Annotated in this window: 21 protein-coding genes and 1 other RNA gene; 13 read left to right on the forward strand and 9 right to left on the reverse strand. The window is 66.6% G+C overall.

Features of this window, described 5'->3' with window-relative positions; genetic code table 11:
• Nucleotides 1-33 precede the first annotated feature (33 nt).
• Together RZV17_RS01810 and RZV17_RS01815 are read left to right on the forward strand one after the other, a co-directional pair.
• Nucleotides 34-1178, forward strand: a protein-coding gene (locus RZV17_RS01810) for an IS3 family transposase (protein WP_184440652.1) whose coding sequence is annotated in 2 segments (ribosomal slippage) — nt 34-271 and nt 271-1178 — 1146 coding nt in all. Because the reading frame shifts where the segments join, the coding sequence is not laid out codon by codon here.
• A gap of 285 nt (nt 1179-1463) precedes the next feature.
• The gene (locus RZV17_RS01815) at nt 1464-2477 is read left to right on the forward strand and encodes an integron integrase (RefSeq protein ID WP_355606763.1); all 1014 of its coding nucleotides are present in this window, start codon (nt 1464-1466) and stop codon (nt 2475-2477) included.
• A 256-nt stretch (nt 2478-2733) separates the two neighbouring features.
• Here RZV17_RS01815 and ilvD read toward each other — a convergent pair whose 3' ends face one another.
• Nucleotides 2734-4572 (reverse strand): dihydroxy-acid dehydratase, encoded by a 1839-nt coding sequence (gene ilvD, locus RZV17_RS01820; RefSeq protein WP_355606766.1) that lies wholly within the window; start codon nt 4570-4572, stop codon nt 2734-2736.
• A 381-nt stretch (nt 4573-4953) separates the two neighbouring features.
• Here ilvD and RZV17_RS01825 point away from each other — a divergent pair, with 381 nt between their 5' ends.
• Both RZV17_RS01825 and RZV17_RS01830 read left to right on the forward strand, forming a co-directional pair.
• Nucleotides 4954-6324, forward strand: a complete 1371-nt coding sequence (locus RZV17_RS01825) for a cellulase family glycosylhydrolase (RefSeq protein WP_355606769.1) — start codon at nt 4954-4956, stop codon at nt 6322-6324.
• A gap of 55 nt (nt 6325-6379) precedes the next feature.
• A complete protein-coding gene (locus RZV17_RS01830) occupies nt 6380-6646 on the forward strand; it encodes a YkgJ family cysteine cluster protein (protein WP_052077060.1) in 267 nt (88 codons plus the stop codon).
• A 296-nt stretch (nt 6647-6942) separates the two neighbouring features.
• Here RZV17_RS01830 and RZV17_RS01835 read toward each other — a convergent pair whose 3' ends face one another.
• On the reverse strand, nt 6943-7488 hold the full coding sequence (locus RZV17_RS01835) for a gamma carbonic anhydrase family protein (RefSeq protein WP_039408784.1): 546 nt from the start codon (nt 7486-7488) through the stop codon (nt 6943-6945).
• Nucleotides 7489-8264: 776 nt separating this feature from the next.
• On the opposite strand from RZV17_RS01835, the gene RZV17_RS01840 reads away from it, so the two are divergent.
• From RZV17_RS01840 to RZV17_RS01865, 6 genes are all read left to right on the forward strand, one after another.
• A complete protein-coding gene (locus RZV17_RS01840) occupies nt 8265-9575 on the forward strand; it encodes an MFS transporter (RefSeq protein ID WP_355606772.1) in 1311 nt (436 codons plus the stop codon).
• 141 nt (nt 9576-9716) lie between these two features.
• Nucleotides 9717-10958, forward strand: a complete 1242-nt coding sequence (locus RZV17_RS01845; protein ID WP_123137573.1) for an HD-GYP domain-containing protein — start codon at nt 9717-9719, stop codon at nt 10956-10958.
• 500 nt (nt 10959-11458) lie between these two features.
• Nucleotides 11459-11935, forward strand: a complete 477-nt coding sequence (locus tag RZV17_RS01850) for a MarR family winged helix-turn-helix transcriptional regulator (RefSeq protein ID WP_039408776.1) — start codon at nt 11459-11461, stop codon at nt 11933-11935.
• Nucleotides 11936-12072: 137 nt separating this feature from the next.
• Nucleotides 12073-13092, forward strand: coding sequence for a transporter (locus tag RZV17_RS01855; protein WP_184368925.1), 1020 nt, complete (start codon nt 12073-12075; stop codon nt 13090-13092).
• 33 nt (nt 13093-13125) lie between these two features.
• On the forward strand, nt 13126-13893 hold the full coding sequence (locus tag RZV17_RS01860) for a coniferyl-alcohol dehydrogenase (protein WP_104579367.1): 768 nt from the start codon (nt 13126-13128) through the stop codon (nt 13891-13893).
• 34 nt (nt 13894-13927) lie between these two features.
• Nucleotides 13928-15409 (forward strand): benzaldehyde dehydrogenase, encoded by a 1482-nt coding sequence (locus tag RZV17_RS01865; RefSeq protein WP_104579366.1) that lies wholly within the window; start codon nt 13928-13930, stop codon nt 15407-15409.
• A gap of 123 nt (nt 15410-15532) precedes the next feature.
• On the opposite strand, the gene RZV17_RS01870 is transcribed toward RZV17_RS01865, so the two are convergent.
• Complete coding sequence (locus tag RZV17_RS01870; protein WP_355606779.1) at nt 15533-16429, reverse strand: helix-turn-helix domain-containing protein; 897 nt, start codon at nt 16427-16429, stop codon at nt 15533-15535.
• A gap of 96 nt (nt 16430-16525) precedes the next feature.
• Between RZV17_RS01870 and pobA the strand changes: the two genes are divergently transcribed.
• The 3 genes from pobA to RZV17_RS01885 all read left to right on the forward strand — a co-directional run bounded on the left by pobA (nt 16526) and on the right by RZV17_RS01885 (nt 18578).
• Nucleotides 16526-17713 carry a 4-hydroxybenzoate 3-monooxygenase gene (pobA, locus tag RZV17_RS01875; protein WP_355606782.1) on the forward strand — a complete coding sequence of 396 codons (1188 nt, stop codon included), beginning with the start codon at nt 16526-16528 and terminating at the stop codon, nt 17711-17713.
• A 212-nt stretch (nt 17714-17925) separates the two neighbouring features.
• Complete coding sequence (locus RZV17_RS01880; RefSeq protein WP_184374585.1) at nt 17926-18441, forward strand: nuclear transport factor 2 family protein; 516 nt, start codon at nt 17926-17928, stop codon at nt 18439-18441.
• Between the two features lie 61 nt (nt 18442-18502).
• Nucleotides 18503-18578: non-coding RNA, sX9 sRNA (locus RZV17_RS01885), on the forward strand.
• A gap of 116 nt (nt 18579-18694) precedes the next feature.
• Here RZV17_RS01885 and glpK read toward each other — a convergent pair.
• From glpK to RZV17_RS01915, 6 genes are all read right to left on the reverse strand, one after another.
• Nucleotides 18695-20194, reverse strand: a complete 1500-nt coding sequence (gene glpK, locus RZV17_RS01890) for a glycerol kinase GlpK (RefSeq protein WP_039408760.1) — start codon at nt 20192-20194, stop codon at nt 18695-18697.
• A 133-nt stretch (nt 20195-20327) separates the two neighbouring features.
• The gene (locus tag RZV17_RS01895) at nt 20328-21149 is read right to left on the reverse strand and encodes an MIP/aquaporin family protein (protein ID WP_039408757.1); all 822 of its coding nucleotides are present in this window, start codon (nt 21147-21149) and stop codon (nt 20328-20330) included.
• Between the two features lie 176 nt (nt 21150-21325).
• Nucleotides 21326-22840, reverse strand: coding sequence for a glycerol-3-phosphate dehydrogenase (gene glpD, locus RZV17_RS01900; protein WP_047695514.1), 1515 nt, complete (start codon nt 22838-22840; stop codon nt 21326-21328).
• 222 nt (nt 22841-23062) lie between these two features.
• Nucleotides 23063-23890, reverse strand: a complete 828-nt coding sequence (locus tag RZV17_RS01905) for a DeoR/GlpR family DNA-binding transcription regulator (RefSeq protein ID WP_047695513.1) — start codon at nt 23888-23890, stop codon at nt 23063-23065.
• Between the two features lie 154 nt (nt 23891-24044).
• On the reverse strand, nt 24045-25028 hold the full coding sequence (locus RZV17_RS01910) for a PDR/VanB family oxidoreductase (RefSeq protein ID WP_355606788.1): 984 nt from the start codon (nt 25026-25028) through the stop codon (nt 24045-24047).
• The gene (locus RZV17_RS01915) at nt 25021-25824 is read right to left on the reverse strand and encodes a GntR family transcriptional regulator (RefSeq protein WP_355606791.1); all 804 of its coding nucleotides are present in this window, start codon (nt 25822-25824) and stop codon (nt 25021-25023) included. The genes RZV17_RS01910 and RZV17_RS01915 overlap by 8 nt, the downstream gene beginning before the upstream one ends.
• Between the last annotated feature and the right edge of the window lie 19 nt (nt 25825-25843).

The following is a 25843-nucleotide window of genomic DNA, read 5'->3' on the forward strand; positions in this document are numbered from 1 at the left end:
TGGCCATGGAAAATGGTCGATTCGGAGGTGTCTATGAGCAGCAAGCGGTATACGGATGAGTTCAAGATCGAGGCGGTCCGGCAAGTGACTGATCGTGGGTTCAAGGTGGCAGAAGTCGCCGAGCGGCTGGGTGTCACGACGCACAGCCTGTACGCCTGGTTGCGCAAGTTCGGCAAGCCCGGCGTGGTACAGCGCGCCGAGGTGGACCAGAGCGCCGAGGTTCGGCGCCTGAAGGCCGAGTTGCGTCGAGTGACCGAGGAGCGCGACATCCTAAAAAAGGCCGCCGCGTACTTTGCCAAGGGGTAAAGGCAAAGTACGCCTTCATGCAAGCCCACTGCGGGGAGTTCAGGGTGTGTGCGATGTGCCGGGTGTTGCGGGTGAACCGGGCTGGATACTACGCGTGGCTAAAGGCGCCCGACAGTGAGCGTGCCAAGGAAGATGATCGGTTGCTTGGACTAATCAAGCACCACTGGCTGGCCAGCGGCAGTGTGTATGGGCATCGCAAGATCGCCAAGGACCTACGCGATCTGGGTGAGCGTTGCAGTCGCCATCGTGTGCATCGATTGATGCGCGCCGCGGGATTGCGTGCCCAGGTAGGCTATGGTCGCAAACCGCGCTTCCATGGCGGAATGCCGTGCAAGGCGGCGGCCAACCTGCTGGACCGACAGTTCGACGTGACTGAGCCGGACATGGCCTGGGCGAGTGATTTCACCTTCATTCGCACGCACGAAGGCTGGATGTACCTGGCTGTGGTGATCGATCTGTTTTCCAGGCAGGTCGTCGGCTGGGCGATGCGCGATCGGGCCGACACCGAGTTGGTCGTGCAGGCCTTGTTGTCTGCGGTGTGGCGGCGCAAACCCAACGCTGGTTGCCTGGTTCACTCGGACCAAGGGTCTGTCTACACCAGCGATGACTGGCAGAGTTTCCTGGCGTCCCATGGCTTGGTGTGCAGCATGAGTCGGCGTGGCAACTGCCACGACAACGCACCCGTGGAGAGCTTCTTCGGCCTGCTCAAACGCGAGCGGATCAGGCGACGGATTTATCCCACTAAGGACGCCGCACGCGCCGAGGTATTCGACTACATCGAGATGTTCTACAACCCCAACCGCCGCCACGGTTCAACTGGTGACCTGTCCCCTGTAGAGTTTGAACGGCGCTATGCGCAACGAGGGTCTTGAGTGTCTACGGAACTCTGGGTGTATCACTTCATGATTCTCTCGCTCGTCGGGCGAGAGAGCTCATCGAGCTTGGCGGTGGTTAGTGGATAAAGTTCAGTAGCCATGTTGCTTGCTGTGGGCCCTAACAACTATTGGACCGCCGAAATGCGGTGTTGCACGGAGTATCTTCGATCGTTGGCGCTTTGTGAACGGGGGAAATCCTAGCCGGGGTCACGGGATAGCACGATAGCAAGCGGCCGCGACCATGCGGATGCTTTCAGTGTTATCCAGCAAGGACGCAGGCGTATGAGATACACCCCTAACAACAATGGCGTACCAGCACCTCCACCGCTTCGGCTACTCGATCAGGTGCGTGACAGTCTACGGGGTCGGCATTACAGCCTACGCACCGAGCAGGCGTATATCAGTTGGATACGGCGCTTCATTCTGGCCAGCGGCAAGCGCCATCCGGCCCAGATGGGGCAGGCGGAAGTCGAGGCGTTCCTGACGCGGCTGGCCACTGATGGCCGGGTGTCTGCGGGCACCCAGAACCAGGCGTTGGCGGCGCTGTTGTTTCTTTACCGCGAAGTGCTGCGCATCGAGCTGCCGTGGATGGAAAACCTGGTGCGCGCCAAGCGGCCCAGGCGCATTCCGGTAGTGCTTTCGTGCGAGGAGGTGGCACGTCTGCTGGCGGTGCTGGAGGGGCGGTGCTGGCTGATGGCCAGCCTGCTGTACGGCAGCGGGATGCGGTTGATGGAATGCCTGCGCCTGCGCATCAAGGACGTGGATGCCGCGCGTGGCGAGATCGTGGTGCGCGATGGCAAGGGCGGCAAGGACCGACGGGTGCCGTTTCCGCACAGCCTGCTGGAGGCGCTACAGCGGCAACGCGAACGCGCACTGTTGGTGCATGCGGCGGATCTGGCGGCCGGTGTCGGTCGGGTATTCTTGCCGCACGCGTTGGCGCGCAAGTATCTCCATGCCGACGCTGAGCCGGGGTGGCAATATCTGTTCCCGTCTGCGCGCCGGTCGCGGGATCCGCGCAGCGGCCGGCCTGGCCGGCACCATGTCTCTGAAGAAATTCTGCAGCGTGAGGTGCAGTCGGCACGGCAGCAGGCTGGCATCGTCAAGCCGGCGGCATGCCACACATTGCGGCATTCGTTCGCCACCCATCTGCTGGAGGCCGGCCACGATATCCGCACCGTGCAGGAACTGCTGGGGCACAAGGACGTGTGCACCACGCAGATCTACACGCATGTGCTGGGACGCGGTGCGTCGGCGGTTCGCAGTCCGTTGGATGGGCTCGGCAGTGGTGAGGCGTGAGCTGCCGCGTTACTGATGCAGCGGATGGCCGCTTGCTGCCAAGCAAGCCGCCATGATTGCGCCAGAGACACGCTTTTCAGACTCGATTGTGCGCGAGGACGGCAGCCAGTTGCTGCACTGGCCGAGCGCGACCCACCCCACGTTGCGCGCATTCGCAGACGGGCGCGAATGCATCCGTGAGGCACGACGTATCACTCCTGCACAACCGCGCTGTGCGGCCATCTGACGCCTGTTCGATCTATCGTAGCGGCCAGCCTCAACCGTCCAACAACGCCTTATCCCGCACCGCGCCCTTATCCGCACTGGTCGCCAGCAACGCATACGCCTTCAACGCTGTGGTGACCTTGCGTGGACGCACTTCCACCGGCTTCCAGCCCTTGGCATCCTGCTCGGCACGACGGCTGGCGAGTTCTTCGTCGGACACCAGCAGGTTGATCGAACGGTTAGGAATGTCGATCAGGATCTTGTCGCCATCACGCACCAGGCCGATGGCGCCGCCTGCGGCGGCTTCCGGCGAGGCGTGGCCGATCGACAGGCCCGAGGTGCCGCCGGAGAAGCGGCCATCGGTGAGCAGGGCGCATTGCTTGCCCAGGCCCTTGGATTTGAGATAGCTGGTGGGGTAGAGCATTTCCTGCATGCCGGGGCCGCCCTTGGGGCCTTCGTAGCGGATCACCACGATGTCGCCGGCTTTCACTTCGTCGGCAAGGATGGCCTTGACCGCCGAATCCTGGCTCTCAAAGACGCGGGCATTGCCTTCGAAGACGTGGATGGATTCATCCACGCCTGCGGTCTTCACCACGCAGCCGTCGCGGGCGATGTTGCCGTACAGCACGGCCAGGCCGCCCTCCTGCGAAAACGCATGCGCGACATCGCGAATGCAGCCGTCGCTGCGATCGGTATCCAACGTGTCCCAACGTGTGGCCTGGCTGAAGGCAATCTGCGTGGGAATACCGGCCGGGCCGGCCTTGTAGAACGTGTGCACCTTTTCATCGTCGGTCTGGGTGACGTCCCACTGCGCGATGGCATCGGCCAGCGTACGTGCGTGCACGGTGGCTGCGTTGGTATGCAGCAGCCCGCCACGCGCCAGCTCGCCGAGAATGGCCATGATGCCGCCGGCGCGATGCACGTCTTCGATGTGGTACTTGGGTGTATTCGGGGCGACCTTGCACAGCTGCGGCACGCGCTTGGACAAACGGTCGATATCCTGCATGCCGAATGCCACCTCGCCTTCCTGCGCGGCGGCGAGCAGATGCAGGATGGTGTTGGTCGAGCCGCCCATGGCGATATCCAGCGTCATCGCATTTTCGAAGGCCTCGAACGTGGCGATGCCGCGCGGCAGGGCGGTGGGGTCTTCGGCGCCGTACCAGCGGTGACACAACTCCACCGCCACGCGCCCGGCGCGCAGGAACAATTGTTCGCGGTCCGCGTGCGTGGCGACAACCGTGCCGTTGCCCGGCAGCGACAGGCCCAGCGCTTCGGTCAGGCAGTTCATCGAGTTGGCGGTGAACATGCCCGAGCAGGAGCCGCAGGTGGGGCAGGCGCTGCGTTCGAACTCGGCCACCTTTTCATCGGAGGCGCTGTCGTCGGCGGCGATCACCATCGCGTCGATCAAATCGAGCTTGTGCTCGGCCAGCTTGGTCTTGCCGGCTTCCATCGGGCCGCCGGAGACGAACACGGTGGGGATATTGAGCCGCAGCGCGGCCATCAACATGCCGGGGGTGATCTTGTCGCAGTTGGAAATGCACACCAGCGCGTCGGCGCAATGCGCGTTGACCATGTATTCCACCGAGTCGGCAATGATCTCGCGGCTGGGCAGCGAATACAGCATGCCGTCGTGGCCCATGGCGATGCCATCGTCCACGGCAATGGTGTCGAACTCCTTGGCCACGCCGCCGACGCGTTCGATCTCGCGCGCGACCAACTGGCCAAGATCCTTCAGGTGCACATGCCCGGGCACGAACTGGGTGAACGAGTTGGCGATGGCGATGATGGGCTTGTGGAAGTCGCCATCGCGCATGCCGGTGGCGCGCCACAGTGCGCGGGCGCCGGCCATGTTGCGGCCGTGGGTGGAGGTCTTGGAGCGGTACTCGGGCATGGCGAATTCGACGGCTAGTCAGCGAGCGATGGCTGGCAATTAGACCGCACGGCGACTGTTGCTGCTGCAACCGTCACCGCCAAGCGGGGGCGCAACAGGTCCAGGCGCAAGGCATTGCAGGCGCGTGGTTGCGTGCGCGAGCGGCACTCGCATGCACCGCACCGTTGGCGGGCGGTCGTTGTGTCTGCCTGCCTCCGCCTGCAACGCGGGCACGTAGCTGTCATGTAATGCGATGTAAACGTATGCGCCGTTTCATGCAGTGACAGCCTGCGAACCGGGTCGCAGACGCGACCGCGCCGCGTCCGCACCATGGCGCCAGGCCGGTGCGCATAGGGGAGCAGCACCGCCATGGATCCCACCACGGCACCGCAGGAGGCGCCCATGTCCGACCATCCACATCCCCGCCGTCGCTCCAGCGCGGCGTGCTCGCATCCTCCCGAACAGACGCTGGCAGCAGCCGGTGGCATCACCCGGCGCCGTGTTCTGCAAGGCGTCACCGGCGCCGCAGTGCTGGCATCGGTGGGGTGGGGCGGCAGCGCCGCTGCGCAGAGCGCCACCTTGCCCTTCGCCGGCCTGAACCTGTCCGGGCTGGCGTCCAACAGCTATGTGGACAATGCCGAGATCGGCACCCACTACCGCGCCATCACCGCACAGCACGTGGCCGCGGCCGGGGCCTGCCCGTTGTTCCGGTTGCCGACCACGGCGGCACGCTTCACGCGCGGGCAGGGCCTGTCGTTGAACGAAACCTACTGCGCGCAGGTGCAGGCGGCGCTCGACAACATCGCCGCGCGCGGCAAACGCGCGATTGTGGAATTGCACGACTACATGCGCTTGCCGCAGCGGGTGGCGGCCAAGGCGGGCTACCGGCGCGATGCCAGCGGTGCCATCATTGATGCGCGCGGCAACCGCATCGACGATCTGGTCGACCCCGCACTCTGGGCCGACACCTATCCGCTGCGCAGCTTTGGCTACCAGGGCTACTTCGATCGCCGCGACGGGCTGCTCAAGCTCTACGAGTACCGGGTGATCGGCACGCCGGGCTGCACGCTCTACAACGAGGCCGGCCTGCCCGACCTGTGGGCACGTATCGTCAATCGGTTCAGGCAGCATCCGGCCGTGTTCGGCTGGGGCGTGATGAACGAGCCTTACCAGGGCAAGGAACTCAATGCCGATGGCAGTGTGTTGTCGATGGCGGCGCACTGGCAGAAGACCGCCACTGCGTGCTGCAAGACCATCGTCGATCGCGACCGCGAGCACTTCGTGTTCGTGTGCGGCAATGGCTATGCCAGCGCGCGGCGCTGGCAGCAGGATTCGATGGGCCTGTTCGACATCCCCGACCCCTACGCGCGCATCGTCTACGAAGCGCACAACTACCTGGACAGCAACGGGGCGGGCGGCGGCAACTGGATCGGGCCTGGCGGGCGCGACGAGGTGATCCGGCCGGACACCGGCATCGAGATGGTGACGCCCTTCATCGACGCGTTGCGGCATGCCGGCAAGCGCGGCTACCTCGGCGAGCACGGCTACCCGGCCGGCAATCGCAGCGCGGAGGTCGCCACCACGCGCATGCTGGCCCATCTGCAGGCGAACAATATCCCCAGCACGCAATGGTGCTTCGGCCCCGGCTGGCCGGATGACGACGTGCTCGGCATGAGCCGCGACGTGGGCGCGGACATCCAGGCCAAGGGCAACCTGGCCGCGGTGCAGGCGTTCTTTGGCGTGCGCGTGTCCAGCTATATCCCGCCACGCTAGCCGCCGACGATGACCGGCCGCCGCCGGACCATGGGCGGCGGTTTACACTGCACCAATGCCCATGGACATTCCGTGCCGCGCCGGCTGCGCGGCGTGCTGTATTGCGCCGTCGATCAGTTCGGCGATCCCCGGCATGCCGCACGGCAAGCCGGCGGGCGTGCCGTGCGTGCAGCTGGACGGGCAGGGCCGATGCCGGCTGTTCGGGTTGCCGACGCGGCCGTTGGTGTGTGGCAGCCTGCGTCCTTCCGCGGAGATGTGTGGGAGCTCGCGCGCCCAGGCATTGGCCACCCTCACCGCGCTGGAGCACGCCACGCGGCCCTGAGCCGCGTTCTGCAGGCACAGGCACGTGAGGCACGCGCACGACGCCGCCTCGCATCGCGTCCAGGCCTCGGCCGGCAACAGGCATCCTTCGCCAGCGCGGTCTCTTGATCTACGCGCATGTGGGCCATCGTGCCGTGCGCGGATGCGATGCATGCGCTCGGAAGCCCAGGCATCGGCCGGCCGCTCGATTCACCCGCTCGCCTTGCGCGTGGGTAACTGCTGCGGCAATGCTCGGGCGCTCACGCGTTCGTGCCATCACCACGCGTGCGATGGCGTCTGACGACTGGTGCGGCGTGCTCAGTGGGCGGCGGGCGTGCCCAGATACTGATCCTTGAGCCGCACATAATGCTGGGCGGAGTAATGCAGGCTTTCGATCTCCTTGTCGCTGAGCGTGCGTGCCGGACGCGCAGGATTGCCCAACCACAATTCGGCTTCGCCGACGACTTTGCCCGGGCCGACCACCGCACCGGCACCGACAAAGCCATAGCGCTTGACGGTGGCGCCATCGAGCACGCACGCGCCCATGCCGATCAGGCACAGGTCTTCGATGGTGCAGGCATGCAGGATGGTGCCGTGGCCCACGGTGACGTCTTCGCCGATCACGGTCGGGTAGCCGGCCTTGTTGAAGGGGCTGTGGTGGCTGACGTGGATGATGGTGCCGTCCTGCACGTTGGTGCGCGCGCCGATCTGCACATGATTGACGTCGCCGCGGATCACCGTGCCCGGCCACACCGACACGTCATCGCCCAGGCTCACCTTGCCGATGATGGTGCAGGCCGGGTCGATGTAGACGCGCGCGCCCAGCTGAGGGGTGTGGTCCAGAAATGGGCGAATCGGGGTCACGGCACTCTCCGGCAGGTCAGTGTGCCACCGACTGCAGCACCGCAGCATGATACCTGCGCGGCGTTGCTGGCTGCCGCAGGCATGACCCGGGCGACAGCGGGCATGGGTGGATGAGCAGCCTGTTGTGTTGTGCAGGCAAGCGCGGACTGCGACCGTGAGGATAAGCGCCTCTGGATGTGGGATGTCGCACGCATCGGCCGGTGGCACTTGGCGCGCGGTTGACCGACAGGCCCGGTGGCCTTGGTCATCGCACCGCGACATCGAACGTGCGCGGTGATGTTGCCCGTGCTGCGATGAGTCGCACGACGCGTGTGCTGTTGCACGTCACCAGGTGACTGGTGGCCAAGACTGCCTGCAGCAGCCATCCCGGCGCATGCGCATGCGCATCGCACGACGGCGCGCATGAATCGCCGCGCCTTTGCCGCCGGCATCGACGCACCACGCGACAAGCCAGGGCGCTGCGGCCAGGGGCATCGATGTCGGCATGCAGGGTGCGGCATGCGTGCGCATGCCGTTGGCGCACCCGGTTCACCGGCCGAACGTGTGGCTGGGCAAGCGAAGCGGCGGCCCGCCGCGTCCGATTAGCGCACAGCCGTGCGCTGGCCCGGCTTGAACAGTGCGTGCGATGGGCCTAGCGTGCGTGCAGTCATCGCACTGCCGTGTTCGCCAGGCATTGCCTCGCCCGCGCGCACGGCAGTGTGCCCGTCCACGGCGATGCCATGCCGCGGTCGTGCACACGTGATCGGTACCGGCCCTTCCATGCACAGGACATGCCCATGCTCCAACGCACCCCAGACGCTGCGCCCTTCTTACTGGAGCGCATGACGCCCTTCCAGTGGCGGGCGGTGGCGGTGTGCGTGTTGTTGACCATGCTCGATGGCTTCGACGTGATGGCCATGGCCTTCACCGCGCCGCATGTCTCGGCCGACTGGCAGTTGTCGGGCAAGCTGCTGGGGGCGTTGTTCAGTGCCGGGCTGGTCGGCATGGCGGTGGGCTCGCTGCTGCTGGCGCCGCTGGCAGACCGCATCGGGCGCCGTGCGCTCACCCTGATCTGCCTGGCCATTCTCACGGTGGGCATGGGCGCGTCCGCCCTGGCCGGCAATGCCTGGCAACTGGGCGCATTGCGGGCGTTCACCGGGTTGGGCATTGGCGGCATGCTGGCCTGCGTGGCGGTGACCGCGGCCGAATACTCCACTGCACGCTGGCGTAGCACCGCCACCGTGCTGCAGGCGACCGGCTACCCGGTGGGCGCGACGCTGGGTGGGGCGATTGCGGCGCTGTTGCTGCAGCAGTGGTCGTGGCCGGCGGTGTTCTGGCTGGGCGCGCTCGGGTCGCTGCTGTGCGTGCCGCTGGTGGTGCTGTTTTTGCCGGAGTCGCTGGAATTTCTGATCGCCCGTCGCCCGCCCGGGGCGCTCGCGCGCTTCAACGCCGTGCTGGCGCGCATGGCAATGCCGCCGCATGCGCAGTTGCCGCCGCTGCCGGTGCAGACCGATGCGCAGACGCATGGCTATGCGGCGTTGTTTGTCGGGGCGCTACGGCGGCAATCACTGCTGATCGCACTGGCTTTTTTCCTGCTGATGTTCTCGTTCTACTTCGTGCTCAGCTGGACTCCCAAGCTGTTGGTGAATGCCGGGCTGTCGGCCGCGCAGGGTGTCACTGGCGGGGTATTGTTGAACCTGGGCGGCATTGTCGGCGGCAGCCTGTTCGGTTGGCTGGCCCTGCGCGCGCGGCTGTCGTGGCTGACGGCCGGTGCCCTGCTGCTGGTAGCGGCGGCCATGGTCGCGTTCGGGCTGAGCAGCACGGTGCTGCGCTGGGCCTTTGCCACCGCGTTGCTGACCGGCGCCGCCATGACCGCGGCGATGGGCGGGCTGTATGCGGTAGCGCCGGTGGTCTTCCCGGCGGCGGTGCGCTCCACCGGCATGGGCTGGGCGATCGGCGTGGGGCGCGTCGGCGCGATCCTGTCGCCGCTCTGCGCGGGCGTGTTGCTGGACGCCGGATGGTCGCCGGTGCGGTTGTATCTGGCTTGCGCGGTGCCGCTGCTGTTTGCCGCGGCCGCGGTGCTGGCAATGCGCCTGCCGGATCGCTGAATCGCTCAGCCGAGCGCGGCTGGCCGCTGCCTCGCACGTGGTGGCCGGTGGTCAAAGAAATCGAGCCGGTTGCCGATAACCACGAAGACCGCCAAGCCCGCGGCGGCCTCTTCCGTGACCCTCGTGCAGACCAGCGCCGGCATGCTCAGAACCATCGACTCCGACCAACTCCGTCCCGGCATGTATGTGTGCAAGCTGCTGGGCGCGTGGGTGCATCATCCGTTCTGGAAGACGTCGTTCCTGGTCGATTCGCAGGACGTGGACAAGATCCACGGCAGCCGGATCGAGCAGTTGGTGATCGACACCGCGCGCGGGCTCGACGTGGACACCGGCGCATCCACGCCCGCACCCGGGGCGACTGACACGCCATCGCCGCCGCCCGTGCCGGAGCCACCGGAGCCGGCGTCCAGCACGCGCGGTGTGCGTACCAACAGCGTCACCGCGCAGGTCGGCATCGAGGCCGAAGTGGTGCGCGCACGCAAGATCTTCGAAGACGGCCGCGACACGGTGGAGGCGATGTTCCGCGACGTGCGGCTGGGGCGCACCGTCGACACCGAGGCGGCGATGCCGCTGGTGGAGGCCATCAACGATTCGGTGCTGCGTCATCCGCAGGCCCTGATCAGCGTGGCGCGGCTCAAGACCGCCGACGATTACACCTACCTGCACTCGATGGCGGTGGCCGGCCTGATGAGCGGGCTGGCGCGTCAGCTCGGTTTGCCCGAGCCGCAGGTCGTGGAAGCGGCGATGGGCGGCCTGCTGCATGACATGGGCAAGGCGGTGACGCCGCTGGACATTCTCAACAAGCCCGGCCGGCTCACCAACGACGAAATGGACATCATGCGCCAGCATCCGCTGGACGGGCATCGGTTGCTGGTGGCCGGTGGCGTGCAGAACGCGGTGGTGCTGGAAATTGCGCTGCACCATCACGAAAAGATGGATGGCAGCGGCTACCCGAACCGTCTGGCCGGCGAAGAGATCTCGCTGATGTCGCGGATGGGCGCGGTGTGCGATGTCTACGACGCCATCAGCTCCGACCGCCCGTACAAGCGCGGCTGGGATCCGGCCGAATCGCTCAAGCAGATGGCGTCATGGAAAGGCCACTTCGACCCGGTGATCTTCCAGGCCTTCGTGCGCCGGCTGGGGATCTATCCGGTGGGTTCGCTGGTGCGTCTGGAATCGCAGAAGCTGGCCGTGGTGATCGAACAGACGCCCGACGCGCTGCTCAAGCCCAAGGTACGCGTGTTCTATTCGGCCAGGCTGCGCAGCCATGTGCTGGTGCAGGACATCGACCTGTCGCGCCCCGACTGCCAGGACCGCATCGCGCAGATGGAAAGCCCGGGCGACTGGGGCTTCCGCGAGCTGGAAAAACTCTGGCTGCCGTAAGCGGGCGGCGTCATCTGCTGACCGGGCAACGCCCGCGGCTCTGAGCGTGCGTGTGCGCCGTCGGCGCCTGCATCGGGCGCCGGCGTGGCCCGGTACAGGCAGCAGCGTGTCGCACCGCCTCGCGCACCGGCTGGCCTTCATCCAGTCCGCGAGCTAGCGGACGCGACCATGCTGCGGTGCAGCTTGGCAATGTAGTTATGATCCATAACTATTCCGGAACGCAATCACATGCCGACCGGATCTCATGTCCATTCCGTGCCTGGATCACCGCCGTCCCCCGCGCGCCGCAGCACCGCTGCCGCGCAGCCGGGCACGCGCGTGCAAGGCGGCAGCGGCCGCTACGCAGGCAGGCACCTGCACAGCGCAAGCGAAGGTGGGCGGCATGTCCACATCGGTACGGCCGGCCGCGTCTACAATGCGGTGCACGCCGGGGATCGGCGTTGCGGACCGGGCGCCTGCGGCGTCCCGTGCCGCCCGCTGCCTTTGTCGCGAGAACCGTCATGTCCGCTACCGCCGCCGTTGCACCGTTGCCCGATGCCGTCACCACGGTGGACCAGGCGCGCCTGTTGCGGCTGCTGGGCTACCGCATCACCCGCACCGAGCTGCTGGTCCGGCGGATGTTTCAGGACTGCGTGGCGGCCTTCGATCTGAAGCCGGTCGACTTTTCGCTGCTGATGCTGGTGGACGGCAACCCGGGCATCAACCAGCGCCAGATCGGCGATGTGCTGCATGTGTCGCCGCCCAACCTGGCCATCGTGGTGGCGCGCCTGGTCAAGCGCCGCCTGTTGCGGCAGGTGCGCGGGCGCCAGGACCGGCGCATGCAGCATCTGTCGCTGACGCCGGCCGGCGTCACCCTGCTGACCGATGCCGAAGCCGAGGTGCTGCGCATGGAGCGGCAGCTCAGTGCCGTGCTCGGCACCAGCGAGGCGCCGTTGCTGCGCGCGCTCGATCGCCTGGACCGGCTCGACTCGCCGTAAGCCGCGCGCTGCAGGCCAGCGCCTGGCAGCGTCCTCCTTCGCACAACCTGTTTGCACGTGCTGTCTACAGCGCGGCGATGCCGCCTGCCTGACGCGTGCCGTCTGGCACGTCCTGTTGTTTCCTCCCAACGCTGGAGATGTCCGCAGTGATTCGAACAACGGTGGTGCGTGGCGCAGGTCGACGGGTGTCGTGGACGCTTTGCGCCGCACTTGGCGCGGTGGGGGTGTGTACCGGCGGTGCGGCGCTGGCGCAGGGCGTCCCGCAAAGCGCGACGCTGACCAACGGCCTCAATACCGGCGGCACCAGCTTCCTGGACGGTTTCACCCGCACCACGCCCGGCTGGGCGGTGGTCACCTATCTGCGCCAGACCTCGCTGGATGCGGTCAAGGACGCGCAGGGCGACGATGTGCCGGTGTTCGCCAACCCGCGCATCGACTCGACCCTGCTGCTGACCCAGATCGCCTATGTCACGCCGTATAAGCTCTTTGGTGGCGCGCTCGGCATCAACACGCTGATACCGCTGATCAACCTGGACGCCTCGTTCGGCCGCAACAGCATCGCCACCCTGCGCGACAACGGCGCCGGCGTGGGCGATCTGACCTTCGGGCCGTACCTGCAGATGCTGCCGGTGATGCGCGACGGGCGGCCGGTGTTTTCGCAGCGTTTCGAAATCGATGCGGTGGCACCGGTTGGCAAGTTCGACCGCGACCGCGATCTGAATCAGGGTGCCGGGTATTGGTCGCTGGTGCCGAACTACGCCTTCACCGTGCTGCCCACGCCCAACTGGGAAATCAGCGCGCGCCTCAACTACGTCTACAACTTCCGCAGCGAGCGCCGGCCCAATCTGCCCGACGGATTCGACTTCCGTAACGGGCAGGCCGGCGATGCGGGCTGGATCAACTTCGCCACGTCCTGGGAAGTGGCGCCGGATGTGCGGCTGGGCGTCAACGCCTATTACCTGACCCAGTTCCGCGACAACCGCACCAATGGCCAGCGCGTGCCCGACAGCCGGCAACGCATCTTCTATGCCGGCCCGGGCGGCGCGTGGCGGCTGGATGCCAGCAACATGCTGTTTGCCAATCTTTACCTGCCGGTGGAGGTCAGGAACGCGGCCTCCGGCAACAACCTCAACCTGCAGTACGTCCATGTGTTCTAGCGCCGGCACGGCTGGCTCCTACGGAGGGTGGCAATGAATTTGCAGAACAAGACGATCGTGGTGACCGGTGTGGCCTCGGGCATCGGCGCAGAGGTCGCACGCCTGGCACGGTTTCATGGCGCCACGGTGATCGGTGTCGATCGCACGCCGGTGCAGATGACGCTGCACGGCTTTTATCAGGCCGATCTGGGCGACCCGGCGTCGATCGATGCGCTGGTGCGCGCACTGCCCGAGCGCATCGATGCGCTGGCCAATGTGGCCGGTGTGCCGGGCACCGCGCCGCTGGATGCGGTGGCGCGCGTCAACTACCTGGGCCTGCGTCATCTGAGCCATGCGCTGTTGCCGCGCATCGTGTCCGGCGGCGCCATCATCAACGTCGCCTCGATCCTGGGCGCAGACTGGCCGCAGCGGCTGGACCTGCACAAGCAGCTGGCCGCCACCGACAGTTTCGAGGCTGGCAGCGCCTGGCTGGCTGCGCACCCGGTGGCGCACGACACCTGCTATCAATACTTCAAGGAAGCCCTGATCGTGTGGACTTTGCTGCAATCGCGGCCGTGGTTCGCCGAGCGTGGCATTCGCGTCAACAACGTCTCGCCGGGGCCGGTATTCACGCCGATCCTGGGCGATTTCGCTGCGATGCTGGGCGAGGAGCGCGTCAAGGAAGATGCCAAGCGCATGACGCGCCCGGCGTATGCCGACGAAGTGGCCGACGCCATCGTGTTCCTTGCATCCGATGCCGCGCGCTGGATCAACGGCATTACCCTGCCGGTCGATGGCGGCCTGGCATCCACCACCCTGTAAATCACCCCCACTGTTTTCAGCAGGAGGCTAGACCATGAATGCTCTTCCCAGCGCAGCGGTCGCTGCAAACGACACCCCCGCGTGGCACGGCTGCATCTTCAACGGCGAGTGGGTGCCCGGCAACGGCGGCGCCCTGCCGATCTATGAGCCGGCCACCGGCGGCCTGCTGCACGAGGTGAGCAAGGCCGACCTGGCCGACGTCGAGGCCGCCGTGGCGCAAGCCAAGCAGGCGCAGCGCGCATGGGCGGCGACCTCGCCGCGCGAGCGCGCGGCGATCTTCCATCGTGCCGCCCAGGTGATGCAGGCGCGCAGCGCGGAAGCCGCGCTGCTGATCGCACGCGAAACCGGCGGCATCCTGCCCAAGGCGCAGCGCGAGGTGGATGAGGCGGTGGTGTTCTACCAACAGGCGGCCGGCCTGCCGTTGCAGGCGGTGGGGCAGGTGCTGCCCACCGCCGCCGGCCAGCTCAGTCTTGCGCGCCATCTGCCGCTGGGCGTGATCGCGGTGATCTCGCCGTTCAACTTCCCGCTGATCCTGTCGCTGCGTTCGGTGGCGCCGGCACTGGCGATGGGCAATGCGGTGATCCTCAAGCCCGATCCGCGCACGCCGTACACCGGCGGGGTGATCATCGCGCAGGTGCTCGAAGAAGCCGGCCTGCCCAAGGGGTTGCTGCACGTGCTGCACGGCGATGCGCAGATCGGCCAGGCGCTGGTGGAATCGCCTGAGATTCCGATGATTGCCTTCACCGGCTCCACCGCCGCCGGTCGCCGCATCGGCGAACTCGCCGGACGGCATCTGAAAAAGGTCGCACTGGAGCTGGGCGGCAACAATGCGGTGATCGTGCTGGACGATGCGGACCTGGACAGGGCCGCTTCGGCCATCGCGTTCGGTTCCTACCTGCACCAAGGCCAGATCTGCATGGCCACCGGCCGGGTGCTGGTGCAGCGCAGCGTGGCGCAGGCGCTGACCCAGCGGCTGGCGGAAAAGGCGCGGCACCTGCCGGTGGGCGACCCGGTCAGCGGCACCGTGGCGCTCGGGCCCATCATCGACCAGCGCCAGTTGCAGCGGGTGATCGACATCGTCACCGACAGTGTCGCTGCCGGCGCCGTGGTGGAAGCCGGCGCCACCAACGAAGGGCTGTTTTACGCGGCGACCGTGCTGTCCAACGTGCGCCCCGGCATGCGTGTGTTCGACGAGGAAGTGTTCGGGCCGGTGATCAACATCGCGGTGTTCGATACCGATGAAGAAGCTGCCGAGATGGCCAACCATGGCGAGTACGGGTTGGCGGCCGGCATCATGTCGGCCTCGGTGTCGCGTGCGATGGCCCTGGGCGAGCGCCTGCATCCGGGCCTGCTGCATATCAACGACCAGACCGTGGTGGATGAGGTGATCAACCCGTTTGGCGGTACCGGCGCTTCCGGCAATGGCACTAGCGTCGGTGGCCCTGCCGATTGGGAGCAGTACACCCATTGGCAGTGGCTGACGATCAAGAACGAGGTGCCGCAGTACCCGTTTTGATCGTATGCGCCGGCATCGGCGTGCCCGGTGCCGATGCAAGCCGGGGTGCGACATGGCCGCCTGCTGTCGCCATGGCGGCCAACGCGGCTGCGGCGCACCTGCGCGTGTGGCGTGGCTGCGCGCTTACGCGCTCGCGCGAAACTGCGTGGGTGAGCATCCCGCGTGCCGTACGAAATAGCGGCTGAAGTAGGCAGCGTCGAAAAATCCAAGCGCTGCGGCGATCTGCTGCACGCTCAGGCTGGTGTAGCGCAGGCTGCGGCGCGCTTCCAGCATGACCCTGCGCTGCAGCAGCTCCAGCGCCGAGGCATTGGCCAACCGGCGGCACAAGGCCGTGAGATGCCCCGGCGTCAGTCCCAGCTGACCGGCGTAGCGGGAGATCGGCCAATGTGCGCGGTAATGCTGGTCGATCAAGGCCTGGTAGGCGCGCAGATGGCGCAAGCCGGGGTCGCCCTGCGCTGCGGTTTCCGCCGCCGCGTGCAGGCCCTGCAGCGCGGCACGTGCAGTCCAGATCACCAGGTGGGCCGCCGCCGCCTGTAGCGCCGCTTCGTGCCCCGGGCGCTGATGCGCGTGGTCGTTGGCGATGCTGGCGAACAAGGCATCGAGCAGGCGCCGCGCCTGGGCTGCCTGCAGTACGGCCGGTGCCGCCAGGCCCGGTTGCAGCAGCGGTGCTGCGCCCAGTGCGTTGCGCACCAGTGGCATGCACAGGGTGATGATGTGGCCACGCACGCGCGGGTCGAACGCAAAGCCGTGGACGCAGAGCGGCGGCAGCCACACCACGCAGGCGCCACGCAGGCGCTGGGTTCGTCCATCCAGCTGCAACGTGGCGGGCCCGCGTTGCACGTAGAGCAACTGCGCCAGGTCCTGGTGCCGGTGCGGGGTGATATGCCAGTCATGCAGCCGGCTGCGTGCGGCGATCGATTCCCAATGCAGCAGTTCCGGCGCGTGCGCGTGCCGTTCGCCATACAGGCCGAACGCGGGCACAGCAGTGGATGCATCGGTCTGGCGCGCGCGTGTGGGCATCGTCGAAAAGTCCAAGCACTGCGCGTAATCATCCCTTCAATGCCCGCGTTTGGCTACCGACACTGCCGGCCAGGTCATTGAAAACAGGAGCGCCCCATGCGGACGCAGGTTGCGATCATCGGTGCCGGCCCGTCCGGCCTGTTGCTGGGCCAGCTGCTGCTGCGCGCCGGTATCGATACGCTCATCGTGGAACGGCAGGCGCCCGACCACGTGCTGGGGCGTATCCGTGCCGGCGTGCTGGAGCAGGGCAGCGTGGACTTGCTGCAATACGCTGGCGTGGGAAAGCGCGTGCAACGCGAAGGCTTGCCGCATCATGGCTTCGAGCTGTCGCTGGACGGCCGGCGCGAACGCATCGATCTGCTGCACAGCTGTGGTCGCGCGGTCACCGTGTATGGTCAGACCGAGGTCACCGCCGATCTGATGCAGGGACGTCAGCGCAGCGGTGCGCCCACCTACTACAACGCAGACCAGGTCAGCCTGCACGCGCTGGACAGCCCTGCGCCGCGCGTGGAATTCATGCATCACGGTACCCGCCTGCAGGTGGACTGCGACTACATCGTCGGCTGCGATGGATTTCATGGCGTCAGTCGCGCCAGCATTCCCGCCGAGCGCCAGGGCGTGTTCGAGCGCGTGTATCCCTTCGGCTGGCTGGGCGTGCTGGCCGACACGCCGCCGGTGCACGATGAGCTGATCTATGCGCGGCACCGGCTGGGGTTTGCCTTGTGTTCAATGCGCTCGCCCACGCGCAGCCGCTACTACGTGCAGGTGCCGGCCGACGCGCGCGTGGACGCCTGGAGCGACCAGGCATTCTGGGATGCATTGCGCGCACGTCTGCCGGACGCGTTGGCCACGCGCCTGGTCACCGGTCCGTCGATCGAGAAGAGCATTGCGCCGCTGCGCAGTTTCGTGGCCGAACCGATGCAATACGGCCGCCTGTTCCTGGCCGGCGATGCGGCGCATATCGTGCCGCCGACCGGCGCCAAGGGACTGAATCTGGCATTGGCCGATGTCGGCCTGCTTGCGCAGCTGTTCGCGCGCTGGAAGGCCTCCGGCGATGCCGGTGTGTTGCAGCAGTATTCGGCGCTGGCATTGCAGCGGGTGTGGAAGGCCGAGCGATTTTCCTGGTGGATGACCACGCTGCTGCATACCTTCGACGATGAAGACGCCTTCACCGCACGCATCCGCACCGCCGAGCTGGACTATCTGCTCGGCAGCGCGGCAGGGCGCACGACCATTGCAGAAAACTACGCCGGGCTGCCACTGGTCGATCCGGTCAGCGCCTGACACCGCAACCCTGAAGGTAATTCTTTGATTACCAGCAATTGCAGAAGTGTCCTGGTGCACTTTCGGGTGGCTAGCGAGGTAACGGATCTGCTCGGTAGGGTGGCCCGGACGCGTGGCGGTCGCTGTCCGAGCACGCACGCGTCAAATCCAATCGTGCGCCGTATGCCGAGTCCCCCGCACGCGCAAGGCCCCTTCCACCCGAGGAGATCCCCATGAAAAAGACCCTGTTTTCTCGCGCTTTGTTACTGATCATGCTGATTGCGCCGATGGCGGCGTTCGCGCAGACCGCGGTGACCGAAAACACCAACCACCAGAAGATGCTGATCGGCTCCAACTGGCTGGAAACGGCCAACAAGCGCCTGGTCTACGATTTCTGGCGCATCGTGTTCGAAGCCGGCCAGGTGGATTACGCCCCGTTTTACATGGACAAGAACTACATCCAGCACAACCCGAATGTGGCCAACGGGCGCGATGCGTTCATCAGGTTCCTGACCGCGTTCGTTCCCAAGAGCCCGGTACAGGAGCGGGTGCAGTTGCCGCTGGTGGCCATCACTGCCGATGGTGATCTGGTGACGCTGGTGTCGGTGCGCACGCTGCCGGATCCGCGTGATCCGAGCAAGACCTATACCACCACCTGGTTCGACATGTTCCGGATCGAGAAGGGCCTGATCAAGGAACATTGGGATCCGGATACCATCGCCGGCCGCGCCAATACCGGCGGCCAGTAAGAGCAGCTAGCAAAACCACTGCGCGGCCGCCAGGCGGGCGCGGTCGGTGCTCGGAATCCTCATGTACCACTCGTACACTGCGGTTCCTCCGCGCCGTCCGTACCCACCTGACGACCGCTCGCTACGTGTTGTTAGCAGCTCTAAGTCGGTGCCTGATCGCCGGCCTGCAGGCTGCAGGCCGGCGATCTGCGTTTCAGGGATGCATGACCCGCGCGTCGGGTAAACGCAGGCAGCGTCTGCGCAGGTGAATCACTCAGCCGATGCGGAAACCCATCGTCGCTTCCACTGCCTGCTGCCAGCCGGCATACAACTGTTCGCGCTTGTCCTCGGCCATCGCCGGCTCGAAGCGACGATCCACCGCCCACTGCTTGGCGATCTCTTCGCGGCTGCTCCAGAACCCGGTCGCAAGCCCGGCCAGATACGCCGCACCCAGTGCCGTGGTTTCAGCCACTTCCGGCCGCAGCACCGGCACGTTGAGGATGTCGCTCTGGAACTGCGCCATGAAGTCGTTGGCGATGGCGCCACCGTCGGCGCGCAGCTCCTTCAGTTCGATGCCTGAGTCACTCTGCATCGCGGTGAGCACGTCGCGGGTCTGGTAGGCCATGGATTCGACCGCCGCACGCACGAAGTGTTCCTTGCTGGTGCCACGGGTCAGGCCGAACACCGCACCGCGAATGTCGCTGCGCCAGTACGGCGCGCCCAGGCCCACGAACGCCGGCACGATGTAGACGCCATCGTTGTCGCCGGCGCGTTCGGCATAGGCCTGCGAGTCGCTGGCCTTGCCCAGCATGCGCAGGCCGTCACGCAACCACTGCACCACCGAGCCGGCGACGAAGATGGCCCCTTCCAATGCGTATTCGACCTTGCCGTCGACGCCCCAGGCGATGGTGGTCAACAGGCCGGCCTTGGACGCCACCGCCTTGTCACCGGTGTTCATCAGCATGAAACAGCCGGTGCCATAGGTGTTCTTCGCCATGCCCGGCTCGAAACACGCCTGGCCGAACAACGCGGCCTGCTGGTCGCCGGCAATGCCGGCGATGGGCACCTGTTCGCCGTAGAAATACTGGGTCTGGGTCATGCCGTAGACTTCGCTGGACGAGCGCACCTCCGGCAGCATTTCCTTCGGCACGTCGAGCATCGCCAGCAGCTCGGCGTCCCATTCCAGCGTGTGGATGTTGAACATCATGGTGCGCGAGGCGTTGGTGTAATCGGTGACGTGTACCTTGCCGCCGGTGAGGTTCCAGATCAGCCAGCTGTCGATGGTGCCGAAGGCCAGCTCGCCGTTGCGGGCGCGCTCGCGCGCACCTTCGACGTGGTCGAGGATCCACTTGACCTTGGTGCCGGAAAAATACGCATCGATCAGCAGGCCGGTCTTGTCGCGCACCATCTGCTCGTGCCCGGCCTCCTTGAGCTGGGTGCAGATGTCCTTGGTCTGCCGCGACTGCCACACGATGGCGTTGTAGATCGGCTGGCCGGTGGCCTTGTCCCACACCACCGCGGTCTCGCGCTGATTGGTGATGCCGATCCCGGCAATCGAGCGCGCGTCGATCTGCGCGTTGTTGAGCAGCTCGGTGATGGTGGTGTAGACGCTGGTCATGATCTCGCGCGGGTTGTGTTCCACCCAGCCCGGCTGCGGGAAGATCTGGCCGAACTCGCGCTGCGCCACGCCGGCCACCTTGCCCTGGCGATCGAACAACATCGCGCGCGAGCTGGTGGTGCCTTGATCGATCGCAAGGACGTACTGCTTTTCCATCAGGGATTCCTCAAACGGTGCCGGCGGTTGCGCACGGCGAGAGTGGTTGGTGCGGCCCCCGCGAGCTGCGCAGCCGCGCGTCGATCCGCCGCTGCACGCAGGTCGTTGGGGCCGCAGGGCCTGCGTGCCGTGATCAGCGCGGGTCGTGCGGGGTTGGCTCGCCCTGCAGATGGCGCACGCGCGCCGGCAGGAAGGGCAGGATCAGCCACTGATACGCCAGTGCGCCGATCGGCCCGCCGATGAGCGGCCCCACGATGGGGATCCACCAGTAATTGTCCTTGGCCGGCAACGCCGCCTCGCCCCATCCGGCGAAATACGCAAACAGGCGTGGGCCAAAATCGCGCGCCGGATTCATCGCCCATGCTTCCAGGTAGCCCATCGATGCGCCCAGCGTTGCCACCAGCAGGCCGATCATCAACGCCCCGGAATTGGCGCCCGGCGCCGCTTCGTTGAAGCGCTCGGTAATGGCGAAGATGCCGAAGATCAGGAACGCGGTGATGATGATCTGGTCGACCAGCGCATGCATCGGCGTGACCGCCAGACCGGGTGCGGTGAAGAACACCCCGGCGGCACCGCCGGCTTCGCGGGTGAGTTGCTGCACCTGGTTGTAATGGTCGATCACCGGCCCGTACAGCTGGTAGACGATGGCCGCACCCAGGAACGCACCGATGACCTGGGCGATCCAGTACGGCACGACCTTCTTCCAGGAGAAATCACGGAACAACGCCAGCGCCAGCGTCACCGCCGGGTTGGCGTGGGTGCCGGACACCGAACCGGTGACATAGATGGCCAGCGTGACCGCCAAACCCCAGGCGATGCACACGCCCCAATAGGCGTTCTGATACGGGCTGGGGTCGTAGAGCACATACATCGCCGCGACCGAATCGCCCAGCGCGATGATGATGAACATCGCCACCGCTTCGGAGATCAACTCACCCACGAGCTGACGGTTCATGCGGGCAGTCCCGGATGCTGGTCACGGCTGCGGGCAGGGTGCTGCGACGCGCGCGCTGGCGCGCCGGGGAATCGGGTGGTGCTCATCAGGGGTGCCCTCCACGTGGCTCGGGGTGATGCCGGCAATGCGCCAGGATACGTTGCCGGACGACCCGTCCTCGCCGGCAACGCGTGTGTTCAGACGGTTGCGACGTCGCGTTGCTGCAGTGCGTGCGTCTGCAGATAGTCTTCCAGCCGCTGGCGGCCGGCCGCATCGATGCGCAGGCCGAGTTTGCTGCGCCGCCACAGGATATCGTCGGCGGTCAGTGCCCATTCGTGCTGCTGCAGGTAATCCACCTCGGCCTGGTACAGGTCCGCGCCGAAGTGCGTGCCCAGACCGGCCAGGTCCTGCGCATCGCCCAACAGCTGGTCTGCACAGGTGCCGTAGTTGCGCACCAGCCGCTGCGCGGTGGCCGCCGGCAACCAGGGCCGCGCGTTGCGCATGCGCTCCAGCAGGCTAGCGATGTCGCGCTGCTCACCGCCGGGCAAGGCTTCGCCGCGTGCAGTCCATGCCGGCTTGCGCGCGCCCAGCGCATGGGTGAGCCGGTCGACCGCTTCTTCGGCGAGCTTGCGGTAGGTGGTGAGCTTGCCGCCGAACACGTTGAGCAACGGTGCACCGTCGTTGACCACTTCGAGTTGATAGTCGCGGGTCACTTCGGCGGCGTTGTCTTCGGCGTCGTCCAGCAGCGGGCGCACGCCGCTGTAGTTCCACACCACATCCGCGGGGCTGATCTGCTGCTGGAAGTACAGGTTCACCGCATCGCACAGATACTGCACTTCGGCCGCATCGATCTTTGGCGCGGCCGGATCTGCCTCGTAATCGACATCGGTGGTGCCGATCAGGGTGAAGTCGTGTTCGTACGGAATGGCGAACACGATGCGCCGGTCCGGTTGCTGGAAGATGTACGCGTGGTCGTGATCGAACAACTTGGGCACCACGATGTGGCTGCCCTTGACCAGACGCAGCGCGTGCTGGTGCGGCACCGCGGCGACCTTGTCCAGGAACGACACCGCCCACGGGCCGGCGGCATTGGCCAGCGCGCGCGCCTGCACGGTGCGGCGGCGGCCCTGGCGGTCTTCGAGTTCGGCGTACCAGAACCCGGCATCACGCCAGGCACCGACACAGCGGGTACGGGTATGGATCCTGGCGCCGCGCCTGGCGGCATCCATCGCATTGAGCACCACCAACCGTGCGTCCTGCACCCAGGCATCGGAATACACGAAGCCGGTGCGCAAGGATTCCTGCAGCGGCGCGCCAACCGGATGCGTGCGCAAGGAGAGCCGGCGCGAGCGCGGCAGGCTGCGCTTGCTGCCGCCCAGGTGGTCGTACAGGAACAGGCCGGCACGGATCATCCAGGCCGGGCGCAGATGCGGCTGATGCGGCAACAGGAAGCGCAGCGGCCAGATGATGTGCGGGGCCAGCCGCAGCAGCACCTCGCGCTCGGCCAGCGCCTTGCCGACCAGCGCGAACTCGTACTGTTCCAGGTATCGCAGGCCGCCGTGGATGAGCTTGGTGCTGGCGCTGCTGGTATGCGCGGCCAGATCGTCCTGTTCGCACAGGCACACCGACAGGCCGCGGCCGGCCGCATCACGGGCAATGCCGACCCCATTGATGCCACCGCCTACCACCAGAAGATCGTACGTCTCGCCCATCGGTGCCTCCGTCCGGATTCGCCGCTGAGCGAACCCAAGTTGTCATGTTCGAACATATTCGAACATCACACCTTGCGGGAGCGTGAAGAGCTGGAAGAGCACTTCGGCCGTGAGCTGCTGTATCAATACCTATCGAAGCCGGGCTTGCGATTACGTGCAGCTATCGGTAGCGCCCTGCACTCGGGTCGGAAGTTCAAAAAGGTACACAAACGAACATCCGGCTCAGCCGGGCTCCGGCGCATCCGCCAGATGCACGCGAGTGCCGGCCTCGGCCAGCACTGCAGCCAGCTCCTGCGGCGGCGGTCGGTCGGTGAACCAGTCGTGCACCTGGGCGATCGCGCCCAGCCGCACCATCGCATTGCGGCCGAACTTGCTGTGGTCGGCCGCCAGTAATACCTGCCGCGAGTGCTCGATGATGGCCTGGGCCACGCGTACTTCCTGGTAATCGAAATCCAGCAGGGTGCCGTCCAGGTCGATGCCGGAAATGCCGATCACCCCGAAATCCACCTTGAACTGGCGGATCAGCTCCACCGTGGCCTCGCCGGTCACGCCCTGGTCGCGTCCGCGCACCACGCCGCCGGCCACGATCACCTCGAAGCTGGGATTAGCGCTGAGCATCACCGCCACGTTGAGGTTGTTGGTGATCACGCGCAGGCCGCGATGCTGCAGCAACGCACGCGCCACTTCCTCGTTGGTGGTGCCGAGGTTGATGAACAGCGAGGCATCGTCGGGAATGAAGCGCGCCACCTGCGCGGCGATGTGCTGCTTTTCGCGCGCCTGCAGCGCCTTGCGCGCGGTGTAGGCCAGGTTCTCCACGCTCGACGGCATGCTGACGCCACCGTGATACCGGCGCAGCACGCCGGCATCGCACAGCAAGGTCAGATCGCGGCGGATGGTCTGCGGCGTGACTTCAAAGCGCGTTGCCAGCCCTTCGACGTCGGCAAAGCCCTGCTGCCGTACCAATGCCACCAATTGCTCCTGGCGCGGGTTCAAGGCCGGCGCCGGGACAGTCCTGTAGTGAGTCGACTCCATGCGCAGATGATCGCGCATGCGCGTGAGGATGCAAGCACGACGGCTGCGCGGCGGTGCGCAGCGCGACGCGGCCAGTCATGCAGCCGTGCGGGCCTGTCTGGTCCCGCACGGACGCGCGCATGCCACCGCCACAGCGCGCCCGCATGCCAGCGAGGTGACGATAGCGGCGTGCTCAGCCCAGCTCGCCGCGGTAGCCGGTATCGATGCTGATGCTGCCGCCCACCGCGCGCGACACGCAGGCGCAGAGCTTGCGGTTTTCGCGGCGTTGTTCGTCGCTGAAGAACACGTCGCGGTGGTCGATGTCGGCCGCGCTGTCGAGCACGTCCACCGCACACAGGCCGCATTCGCCGCGGCGGCATTCGGCAATGAGCTCCACGCCGGCATCGGCCAGCGCATCGAGCATGGATTCGTTTTCGGCCACCGGCACTTCCAGTCCCAGCCCGGGCAGCTTGACCACGAACGCCTGCGCCGGCACCCGGCCGCTGTTGCCGAAGGTCTCGAAGTGCAGCCGCGCGCGTGGCCGGCCGGCGGCGTGCCAGTGCTGGCGTACCGCCTCCAGCATGCCCAGCGGCCCGCACACATAGACCTCGGCATTGGGCGACAGCCGCGCCAGCTCGGCGGCAAGATCGGGCGGACCGGCATTGTCGTCGCAGTGCAGTTGCAGGCGCTCACCAAGCTGTGTTTCCAGCTCGTCCACATATGCCATGGCGCGGCGCGAGCGGCCGACGTAAAGCAGGCGGAACGCCTGGTGCCGCTGCGCTAGCCGCTGCGCCATGCCCAGGATGGGCGTGATGCCGATCCCGCCGGCGATCAACAGGATCTCCTCGCCCAATTCGTCCAGCGCGAAGTTGTTGCTGGGGGGCGACATCTCCACTACATCGCCGGGCTGCAGCGTCCACATGTGTCGCGAGCCGCCGCGGCTGTCGGGCATCTGCCGCACCGCGATGCGGTAGTACCCATCCTTGCGCGGCTCGCCCACCAGCGAATACGAGCGCACATCGCTGCGCCCCTGCAGATGCACGCGGAAATCCACATGACTGCCCACCTCGAAACTGCGCGCGGCCGGGCCTGGGTCGAGCACGATTTCGCGCACGCCCTCGCAGGCATCGGTAATGCTGACGACGTGGGCGCGGTGCCACTGGGTGTCTTTACGCATGGGGTACTCCGGGCAGAAGGCCAGGCCGGGCGGTGCCGGCGTTGGAGGCATGGGCACGGCCGATCAGGGCGCCACCGCGCACCTGGCTGACCGCGGCAGGGGTTTGCAGGATGTGGCGCAGATTGCGGTGCGCCAGGCGTGCGTGCTCGCGCATCAGCGCCTCGGCGCGGCCGCCCTGACGGTGCTCGATGGCGGCAATCACTTCGCGATGCTGGTCCTGCGCCAGGGTGAGGATGAGGCGTGCATCGGCATCGCTGGTCTGCGCCATGACCAGCCCGTTGGGCGAGGCGAACGGCAGCTGCACCACGCGGGTCAGGGCGCGTTCGAGCACGTCGCTGCCGGCCATGGCGATCAACAGCGCGTGGAACTGCGCATTGGCCTCCACATACGCGCTGAAGTCGACGGTCTCCAGCGGCGCGCCGATGATGGCGTCGATCTGCGTCAGCAGGGTGCGCGCCTGGGCCAGTTGCGTCGCGGGCACGCCGCGCTCGGCGGCGATCCGCGCGGCCAGGCCTTCGAGCGTGCCGCGCAGTTCGATGGCGTCGTGCACGTCGCGCTCGCTGAAGGCCTGTGCCGCATAGCCGCCGCCCGGCAGGGCGTTGGCCAGGCCTTCTTCGCACAGGCGCTGCAAGGCCGCGCGCACCGGAGTACGCGACATGCCCAGCCGTTGCACCACGGCCAGCTCGGACAGCCGCGTCCCCGCCGGCAGGGTACCGTCGAGTATCAGTTCGCGCAGCGACAGCAGCGCGCGCGTGGTCTGCGCGGCACTGCTATGGAAGGGCGTGGTCGGTGGCATGGTGGTCTCCTGCGCAATG

This window comes from Xanthomonas cannabis, assembly GCF_040616535.1.
Taxonomy (GTDB): domain Bacteria; phylum Pseudomonadota; class Gammaproteobacteria; order Xanthomonadales; family Xanthomonadaceae; genus Xanthomonas; species Xanthomonas cannabis.

What these genes read in the sequence shown, in the direction of transcription:
- RZV17_RS01815 (WP_355606763.1), top strand. Translation starts at nt 1,464, where the DNA reads ATGAGATACACCCCTAACAACAATGGCGTACCAGCACCTCCACCGCTT.
- ilvD (WP_355606766.1), bottom strand. Translation starts at nt 4,572, where the DNA reads ATGCCCGAGTACCGCTCCAAGACCTCCACCCACGGCCGCAACATGGCC.
- RZV17_RS01825 (WP_355606769.1), top strand. Translation starts at nt 4,954, where the DNA reads ATGTCCGACCATCCACATCCCCGCCGTCGCTCCAGCGCGGCGTGCTCG.
- RZV17_RS01830 (WP_052077060.1), top strand. Translation starts at nt 6,380, where the DNA reads ATGCCCATGGACATTCCGTGCCGCGCCGGCTGCGCGGCGTGCTGTATT.
- RZV17_RS01840 (WP_355606772.1), top strand. Translation starts at nt 8,265, where the DNA reads ATGCTCCAACGCACCCCAGACGCTGCGCCCTTCTTACTGGAGCGCATG.
- RZV17_RS01845 (WP_123137573.1), top strand. Translation starts at nt 9,717, where the DNA reads ATGCTCAGAACCATCGACTCCGACCAACTCCGTCCCGGCATGTATGTG.
- RZV17_RS01850 (WP_039408776.1), top strand. Translation starts at nt 11,459, where the DNA reads ATGTCCGCTACCGCCGCCGTTGCACCGTTGCCCGATGCCGTCACCACG.
- RZV17_RS01855 (WP_184368925.1), top strand. Translation starts at nt 12,073, where the DNA reads ATGTCCGCAGTGATTCGAACAACGGTGGTGCGTGGCGCAGGTCGACGG.
- RZV17_RS01860 (WP_104579367.1), top strand. Translation starts at nt 13,126, where the DNA reads ATGAATTTGCAGAACAAGACGATCGTGGTGACCGGTGTGGCCTCGGGC.
- RZV17_RS01865 (WP_104579366.1), top strand. Translation starts at nt 13,928, where the DNA reads ATGAATGCTCTTCCCAGCGCAGCGGTCGCTGCAAACGACACCCCCGCG.
- RZV17_RS01870 (WP_355606779.1), bottom strand. Translation starts at nt 16,429, where the DNA reads ATGCCCACACGCGCGCGCCAGACCGATGCATCCACTGCTGTGCCCGCG.
- pobA (WP_355606782.1), top strand. Translation starts at nt 16,526, where the DNA reads ATGCGGACGCAGGTTGCGATCATCGGTGCCGGCCCGTCCGGCCTGTTG.
- RZV17_RS01880 (WP_184374585.1), top strand. Translation starts at nt 17,926, where the DNA reads ATGAAAAAGACCCTGTTTTCTCGCGCTTTGTTACTGATCATGCTGATT.
- glpK (WP_039408760.1), bottom strand. Translation starts at nt 20,194, where the DNA reads ATGGAAAAGCAGTACGTCCTTGCGATCGATCAAGGCACCACCAGCTCG.
- RZV17_RS01895 (WP_039408757.1), bottom strand. Translation starts at nt 21,149, where the DNA reads ATGAACCGTCAGCTCGTGGGTGAGTTGATCTCCGAAGCGGTGGCGATG.
- glpD (WP_047695514.1), bottom strand. Translation starts at nt 22,840, where the DNA reads ATGGGCGAGACGTACGATCTTCTGGTGGTAGGCGGTGGCATCAATGGG.
- RZV17_RS01905 (WP_047695513.1), bottom strand. Translation starts at nt 23,890, where the DNA reads ATGCGCGATCATCTGCGCATGGAGTCGACTCACTACAGGACTGTCCCG.
- RZV17_RS01910 (WP_355606788.1), bottom strand. Translation starts at nt 25,028, where the DNA reads ATGCGTAAAGACACCCAGTGGCACCGCGCCCACGTCGTCAGCATTACC.
- RZV17_RS01915 (WP_355606791.1), bottom strand. Translation starts at nt 25,824, where the DNA reads ATGCCACCGACCACGCCCTTCCATAGCAGTGCCGCGCAGACCACGCGC.